The 13164-nt window shown below is 47.0% G+C and carries 10 protein-coding genes; 4 read left to right on the forward strand and 6 right to left on the reverse strand.

Annotated features, from left to right (window positions below):
- The first annotated feature begins 86 nt into the window (after positions 1-86).
- The 4 genes from ABD036_RS08195 to ABD036_RS08210 all read left to right on the forward strand — a co-directional run bounded on the left by ABD036_RS08195 (position 87) and on the right by ABD036_RS08210 (position 7505).
- Positions 87-3782 carry an ATP-binding protein gene (locus tag ABD036_RS08195; RefSeq protein ID WP_343858534.1) on the forward strand — a complete coding sequence of 1232 codons (3696 nt, stop codon included), beginning with the start codon at positions 87-89 and terminating at the stop codon, positions 3780-3782.
- A complete protein-coding gene (locus ABD036_RS08200) occupies positions 3779-4414 on the forward strand; it encodes a hypothetical protein (protein WP_343858535.1) in 636 nt (211 codons plus the stop codon). Before ABD036_RS08195 ends, ABD036_RS08200 begins: the two co-directional genes overlap by 4 nt.
- Positions 4411-5631, forward strand: a complete 1221-nt coding sequence (locus ABD036_RS08205) for a phosphoenolpyruvate carboxylase (protein ID WP_343858537.1) — start codon at positions 4411-4413, stop codon at positions 5629-5631. The genes ABD036_RS08200 and ABD036_RS08205 overlap by 4 nt, the downstream gene beginning before the upstream one ends.
- Positions 5632-5744: 113 nt before the next feature.
- Complete coding sequence (locus tag ABD036_RS08210) at positions 5745-7505, forward strand: monovalent cation:proton antiporter-2 (CPA2) family protein (RefSeq protein ID WP_343858539.1); 1761 nt, start codon at positions 5745-5747, stop codon at positions 7503-7505.
- A 99-nt stretch (positions 7506-7604) separates the two neighbouring features.
- Here the strand turns inward: ABD036_RS08210 and ABD036_RS08215 are convergent, their stop codons facing one another.
- From ABD036_RS08215 to ABD036_RS08240, 6 genes are all read right to left on the reverse strand, one after another.
- Positions 7605-8456 (reverse strand): bile acid:sodium symporter family protein, encoded by an 852-nt coding sequence (locus tag ABD036_RS08215; protein WP_343858540.1) that lies wholly within the window; start codon positions 8454-8456, stop codon positions 7605-7607.
- A 34-nt stretch (positions 8457-8490) separates the two neighbouring features.
- The gene (locus ABD036_RS08220; protein ID WP_343858543.1) at positions 8491-9240 is read right to left on the reverse strand and encodes an SDR family oxidoreductase; all 750 of its coding nucleotides are present in this window, start codon (positions 9238-9240) and stop codon (positions 8491-8493) included.
- A 79-nt stretch (positions 9241-9319) separates the two neighbouring features.
- The gene (locus tag ABD036_RS08225) at positions 9320-10021 is read right to left on the reverse strand and encodes a histidine phosphatase family protein (protein ID WP_343858546.1); all 702 of its coding nucleotides are present in this window, start codon (positions 10019-10021) and stop codon (positions 9320-9322) included.
- Positions 10018-11097, reverse strand: a complete 1080-nt coding sequence (locus tag ABD036_RS08230; protein WP_343858548.1) for a phosphotransferase family protein — start codon at positions 11095-11097, stop codon at positions 10018-10020. Before ABD036_RS08230 ends, ABD036_RS08225 begins: the two co-directional genes overlap by 4 nt.
- Positions 11097-11927, reverse strand: coding sequence for an SDR family oxidoreductase (locus ABD036_RS08235; RefSeq protein WP_343858550.1), 831 nt, complete (start codon positions 11925-11927; stop codon positions 11097-11099). The genes ABD036_RS08230 and ABD036_RS08235 overlap by 1 nt, the downstream gene beginning before the upstream one ends.
- The gene (locus ABD036_RS08240) at positions 11927-13153 is read right to left on the reverse strand and encodes an acyl-CoA dehydrogenase family protein (RefSeq protein WP_343858553.1); all 1227 of its coding nucleotides are present in this window, start codon (positions 13151-13153) and stop codon (positions 11927-11929) included. Before ABD036_RS08240 ends, ABD036_RS08235 begins: the two co-directional genes overlap by 1 nt.
- Between the last annotated feature and the right edge of the window lie 11 nt (positions 13154-13164).

The following is a 13164-nucleotide window of genomic DNA, read 5'->3' on the forward strand; positions in this document are numbered from 1 at the left end:
AGCTGCAGAAAATTCATCATGCCGTTCTACATACCGTGATGGGCACTGCGCACTTTGGCTTAATTATAATAATAAATAGGATGTTTATGCCTGGGTTACACCGCATTATTCTTATCGATACTCACCTTCCTGGCGTTGTCGAATTAAAACTCAACGGACACACCAACATTTGTGGCACTAATGCGTCGGGTAAAACCACGCTGCAGCGTCTTATCCCGGTGTTTTATGGTGAATACCCCAGTCGTGTCGTGCCTGCGACTCGCGATAGTTTTGAAAAATGGTATTTGCCCCGCGAATCGAGCTTTATCGTCTATGAGTATGCTCGTAACGAAGATGATTTGTGTCAGGTGGTGTTGGCCTCCAGTGGCAATGGTGTGAATTATCGTTTTATTGGTAAGCCTTTCGACTTAAACGACTACCTGTATAAGAACAAAGCAGGCGAGCACCGCAGTGTGACCATGAACGAGCTTGCCCGCGGCTTAAAGCGTTCCAACGTGCTAGTAACGAACCTGTTAAATACCAAAGAATTCAGGGCGGTACTGCAAAATGACACCGCAGTACTGAACGACAGTACCAACAATCGTGAATTATTAGGTTACACCCGTATTTTCAGTTTGTGCGACCAAGCCAATCATTTACGTCATATTGAAAAGCTGGCTAAAGCGGTGCATTCCAAAGAAGGCAAGATGGAAACCATCAAAGCCATGATCGCCGCGATTTTAGAAGAGGACGGTGTGCAACCCCCAAGCTCTAGCCTCAGTGGCAATCGCGTGGAAGACTGGATTAAAGAATGTCACCTGATCAAAGAGTTTGACGCTATACGTCCAGAATTTGCCAAATTAGAGCAAGCAGATCATCAACTCAATCAGTCTGAGGCGCGACTGGCTCAACTGAATCATCAATTGGAGCTGGATGCCAGTTCCTTATCTGCCAGCCTAATCGAACTGCAAGGCAAATTGGACGAGACGCAACTCGAAAGCAAAAAACTTGACTCACAGTGGACGAAAAGTCGAGATACACTGAATCAAACCTTATCGGTAGCCAAAGCCGATGCAGATAAACTAGAGTCGGATTTAGAGCAGATTGAAAACGAATATGACGACTGGCAATCACAAGATATTGACACCTTGCAAAGCAATTTGCAGCACCTGCCAGCATGGGAAAGTGAGCTAGAAACTGCGTCAACGCGCTACCAGCTGCTCACCGAGAAACATCAAGATATTGAATCAAGCTTTAACAAGCGCATGGCCCAACTGAGTGAAAAACTCAATCTCGAACTGGACGAGCTCAGCCAGCAAAAGAGCCAATATCAACAGCAGGTTGCGTCACAAAAAAGTGAAGAACAACAAAAATTACAACTGATCCGCGAAGACTATCAAGCGCAACTAGCGGCCCTAGAGAGCGAACACCGTGCTCAGATAAACGATCTTAATATTCAACATGCCGATGTTACCGCGGCCATCAAAAATGCCGGCTTTAATGAATTTGAACAAAGTCAGTTGGATATTCTCGATGCGACAATCAAAGAAGCGGGGATAGCCGAGGACGCGGTAAGAGAAAACTTTCGTCAGGCTCAAAAAGCCTTCCAACAAGCAAGCCAACAACGACTGAAAGCTAACAATCAGTTGGAAGAACGTCGTCGCCAGCACCTTGAGGCGCAACATCAAGTAGAACGTATTGAAGCGGTTTTGTATCCACAAGAGAACAGCTTGCTGGAATTTCTGCGCAAAGAGCGCCCGAATTGGCAAGAGGATTTGGGTAAGGTTATTCACCCAGATCTGCTCAAACGTAAAGATTTAAAACCTGCGCTGGATAAAAAGGCGCAGGGGCTGTTTGGTATTAACCTTGATTTGCACAGTCTAGATACGCCCGAGTACGCCCAATCCGAACAGGCCCTACAAAAAAGCTTGAGTGACGCGCAACAACAATTGAGCAGCGCATTGGAGTTGCAGAACGAAGCTGAGCTGGCATTGACCAAAGCCAGTGAAGCGGTGCGAAACCAAGAGCTTAGTCAAGCCAAAGCGGAAAGTCATTGCAAAACTGCAGAGGCAAGCAGAAAACGTGCTCAGCAGGACAAAGAACAAGTGTATCAAGAGTACGCCCAAGCACTGCAACAACGTAAACAACAGAATAAAAAACGCTTGAGCAGTATCGAGGCCGAACAGAAGAAATGTTTGGCTCAGTACGCACAGGCAACGCAAGAAATAAAGGACCAGCAGCGCGAAGCTGAAACTGAACACCAATTCCATTGGCAGCAGCTCATTGGTGACACCGAAGATAAAATTCGTGTGGTTGAGCAGCACATGCAACGTGCCCGTGAAGTTGCCAAAGAGGACAAACAGAAATCCGAGCAGTGGTTGGCTGACGAGCTGGACAATCGTGGCGTTGATGTGGATGAAATCGGTGGTTTGCAAAAGCGCATTAAGCAATTGCAAAAAGACATTACTTACACCGACACCCACCGTCATAAAGTCAAAGACTATGAGCGCTGGTATCAAACCTATTTTGTCGGTTACAAAATTACATGGCAGCAAAGTCTGACGAAAGCCAAAAAAGCTGCCAGCCAAGCAGAACGTGAATTAGCTAAAAAAGAAGCCGAATTTAAACAGCAGCGACAACATTGCAAAGAACAACAACTGTTGTTGGAGCAGGAGCTTAAACTGACCCGCGAACAAGACGTGGAAGTGAAAAGTATCAGTCGCAGCATGCAAAAGTTGCGTTTACCTAAAGTAGACGTGGGCGATATTAAGCATGATAAACCTGACGCGGTGAATATTGGCCAGCGTATCTCTGAAGCACAAGAGTTGTTGCAAACCAGAGAGCGTTTAATCGCCGATATCAAAGTCTATGTTGAGCATTTTGATCAATTGATTGCGGCTCAATCGGGTACTGGCCTTGCTGATATCTGGGAGCGGGCTCGTGAAGAATGTGCGGTGGTGAATGCCCAAGGGATCCGCAGTATTGAGCATCGTCGAATGGTGGTGCACCTAGCGCAATTGCTCAACGAAGTAGTACCGCAAAAACTGCATGGCTTGCGTGAACAAGGGCGTATTTTTGGTGCCGATCTGACCCAGTATTACAATGTACTTGAAGATATCGATAAACGTATTGCTAGCCAGAGTAAGCGCATCAGTAAAGAAGTCGATGAAGAGCTGTTTCTGGATGGGGTCTCTGATTCAGCCGTGAAAATTCGCTCGCGCATTGCCGAATTGGAATTTTGGCCAGAATTGGCACAATTTAATAAGCTTTATCAAGCGTGGATGGACACAGGCGCGGTTGAGCTGCCCGATGATGATTATGCCATTAGCATGCGCCGAGTATTAGACATCCTTGGCAGAGCGGCTCTCAGTGGCGGTATCAGCAAGCTGTTAGACATTGAGTTGCATATTAAAGAAGGTAATTCAAATCTGATCATTCGTACCGACCGACAGCTCAATGAGTCTTCGAGTCATGGTATGGCGTATCTTATTTTATGTAAGTTCCTGCTGGCCTTTACCCGCTTATTGCGTGGCAATGCCAACACCACTATTCATTGGCCGATTGATGAATTGGGCACCTTGCATCAATCCAATGTGAAGAAAATATTTGATGCTTGTCAGAACAACAATATCAGTGTGGTGGGTGCATTCCCTAATCCTGAGTCTGAAGTGCTTACTTTGTTTGATAATCGTTATTTAATTGACAAAACCACCCGCAAACTCCAAGTGGTGCAACCGAAAATCAGTGCCATTACCGAGCGCTTACAAAAACGTCAATCCCGTCCTGAGGAGGCCAATGTATGATCAGTGAACAAGGTCGTATTTTAGAACAATTACTCAGCGGCGCCTTTATTTGCCAAGTCAGTGATGAGGACGCGTGGCGTTTTTTGAAAACCAGCGGGAATGCCGACAAAATTGAAGTGCAGCTAAATCTGCTCAATCGCACGTTGGCCAGCGCTGCTGATGGCGATGTATTCTACGCCGCTTATCAAAGTTTGGGCGATAATGAACGGCGGGTATTGAGCAGCCAATTTCAAGAGATATCGGGTCATCTCGTACCGCTGGTGGAATGGTTGTTATTGGTGCAACAAGCCAGTGGCACCGACATTCCGATCACTCAGGGCAGTGCGATCCGCTTAACTGAATTGCAAGGCACTATCGAAGATACGCCTGCTTTTGCCGAGCAATTGGCGAAGATTTCCCACTACAAATTGTTTGGTTCAACCAGTGTCAGCACAGACGGGCAAATTAAGCAGGTATTCAAACGCCTGACTGATTTGGGCTATATGCTGCGGCCCAATCAAGATAAACAGATTTTTATCGCCACTGGCAAAGTGGAGTATTTGTATGAGGTGATCAAATTCATCGATGAAACAGAGTCTCTATCGCTTGCCCAACAGGCTCAAAGTGCAGTGCAGCAGGGTAGTCTGATATGAATCAGAATATGCATCAAGCAGGGGTTAAACTGCTCAATGCACTGAGCCGTCATGCTGATCTGGTGATGCAGGTGTACCTATCGGGCACGCTGGATGAGAGCAAGTTTAGCGCTAAAGTTATTGACAGTTTGATCAAGCAGGGGATTTTATGGCGTCCTGAAAACGATGCCGATTTACGCTTAAAAAACGCGGTTCGCCAATTATTAGAAGGCAGCTTGCAAGATGAAAGAACCCGTCATATTGATGCTAATATCGGCGCCTCACTGGCGAGTTTAAAAACCTTAGCACAACATTACAAAGAGGCATTGCAGCACCAGCGCTTTGCTGAGTCACAAGCGCACCTGTCGGATTTGACTGAGCACGTGTATGGTTTAACCGAAACGCTATCGAACAGCGTGCGGGTGTTGTTCAGCCGCATCAATAATGAATTTGGTTATGTGTCGTCAATTGATGCGAAAATTCGTGAAAACCAATTAGCTCAATCGCAAGTATCCGAGTTACTGGATCAACTGGAAATGTTTAAGTTCGATGAGCTCAGCAATATTGCCGCAAGCCATCGCGAGCTTAGACACCTTTTGATCGTCACTTTGCAACACAGTTTTTCGCGCGTCACCCAAGAGCTCTCTGTTGTGCAAGCAAGACTATTATCCTTATTAGGGCGTTTCAGAGAGTTGCGCGGGCGCACCCGTTTATTAAAAGGGTTTTTGCTGCATATGGAGCAAAGTCCTGATTTTCAGCCAGTCAATTATTGTGGCCTGTCACAAGTGCCGATGTTGTTTAATCAAGCTCCGGGGATCATTGCCCCTGCCAGTCCTGATGTCAAACGCATAGAGCATGAAGCCGAGCTGCAAAAGCTGGTCAGTGCGATACGCGCGATTAACCGACCGCAGAAAAACTATCAGCCAGATCGTGCTGCCCATGAGATCGTAATTGAAGAGCAAAGTGCGGTGGAATTTGCCGAGGACAGCCTTAAAAAAGCGGTAGAAGATTATTTTTGTCGGATCATTGATACCGGCGAGCGCCTCACTGCGCTGGAATATTATCAACAGCAACAATTAGAATTTGATCCCGAAGCGTGGTTATATCAAGTGATTGGCGGGTATCAGGGCTTAACCACTGAGGAACAAAGCTATTTTGCAATTGAACCTAGCGGCATGCCTGATCCAGTATTTACTGGCAATTTTGTGATCACTGACGTGGAGCTAGGCTTACGCTAATCACCAAGTCGGTATGCTGCGAGCGTGCAGTAGGGCATAGTACGAGTAAGCCAAGATAAGTTAGATTGTTAGCCTGTTGCTTTGGCCTCAACCACAAACAATAAGGATCGCACATGAGTGTACTGGCGTCATCAATGGTTTTTCTTGCCGCAGCAGTGGTTGCCGTCCCTATTTTCAAACGCTTAAAGTTAGGCGCTATTTTAGGCTATTTGGTTGCGGGCATGGTAATCGGGCCTGCGGTAATGGACTGGGTGTCTGAGCCGGGAACTATACTGCACTTTGCCGAACTTGGTGTGGTGCTATTGCTGTTCGTGATTGGGTTGGAGCTGGAGCCGGAAAAGCTGTGGAAAATGCGCAGTGAGATTGTATTCACCGGCGGTGGCCAATTGTTGTTTTGCTCCTTGGTTATTGGACTATTGACTTTTTACATGCTGGATACAGGCTGGCAAACCGGTTTAGTGATTGGCTTGGCGCTGGCACTTTCTTCGACCGCGTTCGCGATTCAGTTAATGAATGAGCAAGGGATATTGCGCACAGCACCGGGTCAAAAAGGGTTTTCGGTTCTGCTGATGCAAGATCTTGCTGTGATCCCCATCTTGTTGTTGGTTCAAGCGCTATCACAAGGACACTCTGCGGATACGCCAGCATGGTGGATAAGCGTCTTAGCCATAGTGGCGGTGTTGGTCGTTGGTAAATATCTGATCAATCCGTTTCTGCGGATTATCTCTCATTACGGGAGTTCCGAAATCATGACAGCGGCGGCGCTTTTGATCGTTATGGCAACGGCGCTGGGTATGCAAGAAGCCGGTTTGTCGATGGGCATGGGCGCTTTCGTGGCAGGCATTTTGTTGGCCAACTCCAGTTTCAAACATCAGTTGGAAATGGAAATTGAACCCTTTAAGGGCTTATTGCTAGGCTTGTTTTTTATCGCCATTGGCATGAATCTGGATTTGCAGTTGTTGGTCAATGAGCCGCTGTTCATCTTTGCCGCAGCACTGCTATTGGTAGCGATTAAAACCACCATTATCTTTGCTATTTTGCGCTTATCTAAACAATCTAAAACCGACTCAATGCGGATCGCGCTGATGTTATCTCAAGGTGGTGAATTTGCCTTTGTGGTGATGGGTGAAGCCGCACTGACCGGTCTTATCGAACCGACTATTGCCAGTGAAATTACCCTTATCGTAGGCGTGTCTATGGCATTGACCTCGCCCTTGGTGATATTGCACAGTTTATGGTTTAACAGTCGTAATTGTCCGCCGGTTTATGACAGCCAACGCGATACAGACGAGCCTCGTGTCTTGATCGCTGGCTTTGGCCGCTTTGGTCAGATTACCGCGCGCATTCTCGCCGCTAACCACATCTCATTCACGGCACTTGATAAAGATGCTGAACAGATAGAATTTGTGCGCCGCTTCGGTAATAAAATTTTTTACGGTGACGCGACAAGATTAGACTTGCTCAAAGTCGCAGGCATTGAACATGCTGAAATATTACTGATTGCAGTAGATAGTGAAACCGAGTCGTTAAAAATCGTCGATTTGGTCAGTGAACATTATCCTCATATCAAAATGGTTGTACGTGCTCGTAACCGCGCTACCGTAATGCAGCTAGCCAAATACAAAAACCTAGAATTCACCCGCGAGATGTTTGCCAGTGGCATCAAAGCGGCCAAGCAAGTGTTGACCAGTTATGGATTTGATAAAGACCAAGCCAGCAAAATGTGCAGCATGTTTGAACAGCACGACGAGCAATTACTGCAACAAGTCATCGATAAAAACTCCGACTTATCGCAAATGATAGAAATCAGCAAAAAAGGTCGAACCGAGCTTGAAACCTTATTCGCTAACGACAAAAAAGAAATAGGTCGTTAGAACTTAATAAAGTAACGGTTTGAACTTTCCTTCAAATTACTGAAACTCATTCCCCGTTGCAGGAATAGTTACGACAAGCTGTATTTGTGCCGTTGCAATTCAATCCTTTTTTGCCAGCATGGCTAGTAATAAGCTGCCGATGTACATGGTAACGCCGTAAACACCGGCTGAAATGGCGTAATCGGGATGCTTTAGCAGCGACACGCCGATAACAATCGCCAGTGCCGCATTTTGAATGCCCACTTCAATACCTAAGGTGACGCCGTCAATTGCGCTAAGACGAGTCAGCCAGCCTAATAACAAGCCAATGCCTATCGCCAATAAGTTGAGCGCCAAGGTGGCCATGAATACCGATGAGAATGACGAGAGCAGGGTATTACGCTCTTCAATACAAATTGCGATGATCATCAGCACCACAAATACCGCAGAGAATCGCCTAAAGTAAGGGACTAAATATAAGGATGTGGTGGAAAATTTATGCCTAATGAATAAACCCAACGACAAAGGCAGCAAGGTGATCACAATCAGTGCCACTGTGCTACTGACAATGGAAAAGTCCGTTATCTGAGTTTGGCTGAAGTGTGCCACTGCCAACGCAATAATGACAGGGGTAGTAAATACGCAAATGAGCGTGGAAAGGGCCGTTAAGGTTACCGATAGGGCCAGATTAGCCTTAGCGATGTGACAAATAACATTGGACATGGTGCCACCTGGGCAAGCCGCTAAGATCATCAAGCCAATTGCTAACTCAGCGCTAAGCTCAAAAAAGAGTGCAACGGCAAAGGCCAGTAATGGCATTAACAGTATCTGACCTGCTAAACCAGCCAAGATGGCCTTGGGCATTTTTATTACACGAGCAAAATCAGCCACCACCAAACTCAGTCCCATACCGAACATGATAAGGACGATTAGTAGCGGCAGAACAAGTTGCGTGAGCGCAGAGTCTTGCATCTGATTAGGTCACCTTGTAGTTCCGGCTTTGCGCTTAGCTCATTTTTTTGAGCCAGCTAAGGGGGGCAACTTTCATGACAAAGCGCATGAATGCCCACGGCCAAACAGGCACATAGCTATTGCCGCCTTCTTTTTCGATAGCTTTAACCATGGCTTTACAGCCCGTTTCGGTATCGACAATAAAGGGCACCTTTTTCACTTTTTCGTTAATTTCACTGCGAATAAAACCGGGGTGTACAGTGGATACCTTGATTGGCGTGCCTAGCACATCTACGCGTAATCCTTCGCTTAACGAGGTTAAGCCTGCTTTGGTTGCCGCATACACATTCATGGCGCGTCTTGCACCACGAAACGCACTGATGGAAGAGATGGTCACTAAATGTCCGGCGTTTTGGGCTCTGAATATCTCCATAGCTGCTTCGCACTGGGCCAGCGCCGACACAAAGTTGGTGATGGCCGTTTGTTTGTTGGCATAAAAATAGCCAGTACCAATGGAAGCTCCCTTACCCATTCCGGCATTGACGATGATCCTGTCAATCTCGCCCATCTCGGTTTTAAATGCCTTGAAGACCTCGAAGACTTGGTCGTGATCGTCCACATCCAAAGGTTTGATCAACACAGTAATGTCTGGGTTGATGCGTAAAAGTTCGGTTTTTAACTCTTCTAAACGTTCCACACGACGAGCACACAAGGCTAAGTTGCGGCCCATCTTAGCAAATTCGATGGCCATGCCCCTGCCAAGGCCAGAGCTAGCGCCGGTGATAAGGATATTTTTTCTGATCATTATTATCTGTTTCTTTTGTTATGGGTGCTCATCACACCGATTATTGTTAACTGATATTTATATGCGCTAATTGTACGCGTCATTTATAAGTGATTAACGACTTATGCTTGCCTTCAAAGTGACTGTGATCATTGAGTGTAGATACAAAAGTTCGATTTTTAGTAGTAACAATCTTGGTCAAACTACAGTTTACCAATGTCCAATTCACATGCATGACTTTATTGGCATCTACACCGAGCAAATGCTGGCTGATCACTGAGATTGGTCCACCGGATGTGAACACCCCTATGGTATTGGCGTCGCTACTTGTACTTATCACATTTTGCAATGCCGTTTTAATCCGTGCCTGATAGTCGTGCCAAGACTCCAGATATTCATGATCATGTTTGCCTGACATCCATCGATTCATTGCCTGGTTAAACAAAGTCTCGAAAGCGCTTTTCGGGTTGGGCTGGGCCCGCACCCAGGTTTCGATAGATTGCGCATCGCAAAAATCAGGTCCTAATTGGGCTAAAATGTCATGATGATCATATTCGTTCCAGCCCGAATCAATCTGTTGGTCCTCTATCGTCACCGATTGTCCCATCGCCGGTAGGCAATTATCTAGGGTCTGCTTATGTCGTAGCATGCTGCCCAGTACCACCTTGTCAAATGTGCCAACCCGACTAGCGAGTGACTGCCCTAACAGATTTGCCTGCTGGTGACCCAAGGGAGATAACTGGTCATAGTTTTGTTGGCCAAAGGAGGCTTGTCCGTGGCGAATTAAATAAATAACGCTCATGACGTTGCTCGCTTGATACTTTTTTTACATCGCCACAGCAAATAGTGCACGAAAAACCAGATGTGTTTAAAGGCCGGATTGTTGGTTTGTTTATGGTGATAACGATAATAGATCTGTTGGGCAATGGCGGCTAATCTAAACAATCCATAGACTTCATAAAAGGTAAAGTCATCGACTTTAAAGCCAGTTTTATCCAAGTAATAATCTATCACTTGTTGGCGAGTTAACATGCCCTGCAGATGAGTAGGCTGACGCCGCGTACCTTGCGCGATGCGATCATCGCCGGCTTCAACCCAGTAAGCCAAGCTGTTACCTAAATCCATCAAAGGGTCACCCAAGGTCGCCAATTCCCAATCTAACACGCCGATAATACGGGTTGGGTCTTGCGCATCGAGGACTAAATTATCAAAGCGGAAATCGTTGTGGGTGATACAAATGTGTTCATGGTTTGGGATATTGTCCTTTAGCCAATCCATCACATACGCCGCCTTGGGCACATTCCAGGTTTTGGCTTTGCTATAGCGAGCGGTCCAACCGTCAATCTGACGTTGAGTGTAGCCAGACCCTTTAGCCAGGTGCTGCAAATTAGCCGCTTGATAATCGACTTGGTGCAGTTCAATTAGGCTGTCTAAGGCTTTGGTGCACAGGGCTTTGGTTTGCTGAGGAGTTAACTCTACGCCCCGTGGCAAGTTCTTACGGGGAATAACCCCCGTGAGCTTTTCCATCACATAAAATTCACTGCCAATCAGCTGGTCATCGTCACTATGAGCGAGCATCTCAGGCACATAGGAATACACCGGTTTAAGCGCCTTCTGCAGACGGTACTCACGGCCCATATCATGGGCACCTTTGGCTTTAGTGCCTGCTGGGGCTCGGCGCAAGATGACCTGTTTTTGTGGATAGCTAAGACAATAAGTCCAGTTCGAAGCACCGCCAGCGTACTGGTTTACTTGTGGCTGTCCCGATATGCCTTCTAGGTGTTCGAGTAACCAAGGATTGAGGCGACTTAGATCTAACTCTTCGCCACTGCGAACCTGTCCTGCAGTATCGACTTTGTTTGACTTAGATTGGCTCACTAGGACTCCTTGATCCGACCGAAATGGCGTGTCTTGCGTTTTATCATAGCTAAATAATAACCTTGGGGTAAAAACCGTTTTAACGCGTAAGCGGTTTTCCCTTGTTTATGAGTCACGATCATGAATTTCTTTGCATCGGCTTGCTGGATAATAATCCGCGCCACCTCGTGTGCATCGATATCAGATCTGCTGAGCATTTTTGACACCAGTTTTTCGATGCCTGGCTGCTTGCTGCGCAAGGACTTGTCCAAGTTGGTCGGGAAAAAAGACGGACAGGCCACACATACATGAATGCCGTTAGGTGCCAGTTCTAGATGCATGGTTTCAGAGAAGCTTACCACTGCTGCTTTGCTGGCATTATAACTGGCCATCATTGGGATGGGGGTTATCCCAGCTTGCGAGGCAATGTTAATGATACTAGCGCCAGCAGACATCAAAGGCACCAAGGCTTTCGTCATTCTGACCAAGCCTAGCAGGTTGATATTCAGCACCCATTGCCACTGTTCTATGTCTTCATATTGTAACGCCCCGCCTGTTGCCACTCCGGCATTGTTGATCAGTCGGTCGACCTTTCCCCAGCGGGATTGAAGCGTCGATTTGAGTTGGGCAATGTCTTCTTCGCTGGTGATATCACAGCGTTCAAACCAGGTATCACACCCCGATTTGGCTAGAGTTTCAGCGACTTTTTGTACCGCTTCTTTATTTTGGTCGATAAGGCAAAGAGACGTACCCGGGCCAGCCAGAGAGAGGGCAAGTGCCTTGCCTAAACCTGAGCCTGCGCCCGTGATCAGGATATGTTTAGGATTGGGATTTGATTTAGTGTCGTTCATTATTGGCTCGCATATTTTTTCAACTCAAGGCGCGCCACCATGCCTTGATGCACCTCATCAGGACCATCGGCTAAACGCAAAGCCCGAGCGCCAGCGGCAAATCTAGCCAGTGGGAAGTCGTTACACATGCCAGCCCCACCGTGCAATTGAATGGCCATGTCGACGACGCTTTCTAGCATGCGTGGCACTACCACTTTAATAGCGGAGATTTCGGTCATGGCGCGTTTCACCCCTACCGCATCGATTTTCCATGCCGCGTTAAGCGTGAGCAAGCGCGCTTGGTCAATGGCCATGCGTGCCTCGGCAATACGCTCTTTATTGCCACCTAACTCAATTAAGGGTTTACCAAAGGCGCTACGGGAACTGCCACGTATGATCGCTAGCTCCAAAGCTTTCTCAGCCATACCGATAGCGCGCATGCAATGATGAATGCGGCCTGGACCTAAACGCCCTTGGGCAATTGCAAAGCCTTTACCCAGCCCCATAATGACGTTTTCTGTGGGTACTCGCACATCGGTAAAGTGCATTTCACCGTGACCATAGGGGGCGTCGTAATCACCGTAGGCACTGAGCATGCGCTTAATTTCTAGGCCCGCAGAATCCAATGGCACAATCACCATGCTGTGCTGTGCGTGACGATCATTTTCTGGGTTTGACAGCCCCATAAAAATAGTGAATCTGGCGTTGGGATGGCCAAGCCCAGTGCTCCACCATTTCTTACCATTGAGCACCACTTGGTCACCATCAAGCTCAATTCTCGCGGCCATATTAGTGGCATCTGATGAAGCCACATCAGGCTCTGTCATACCAAAAACTGAACGGATTTCTCCGTTAAGCAAGGGGGTAAGCCACTGTTGTTTTTGCTGCTCAGAGCCAAAGTGATAGAGCACTTCCATGTTGCCGGTATCAGGCGCGTTGCAATTAAAAATCTCAGGTGAAAATGGCACTCGTCCCATCTCTTCAGCCAAAGGCGCATACTCAAGACAGGTTAAGCCTTTACCCAATTCCTCATCCGGCAAAAACAAGTTAGTTAGCCCTTGGTCTTTGGCTTCTTGCTTCAAGGCTTCTATTTGCGGATGCAACTTCCATTTACGCCAATCGCCAGTTGGATTAAGTTCATGCAACTCGGCATACACACTGTTTTCTATTGGATAGATGTGTTCGTTCATGAATGCTTTAACACGGGCTAAGTAATCCTGCGCTTTTTGACTGTGTTCGAAATGCATGGGCTGCTCCA

The sequence above is a fragment of the Aliiglaciecola litoralis genome (assembly GCF_039523355.1).
Taxonomy (GTDB): Bacteria; Pseudomonadota; Gammaproteobacteria; order Enterobacterales; family Alteromonadaceae; genus Aliiglaciecola; species Aliiglaciecola litoralis.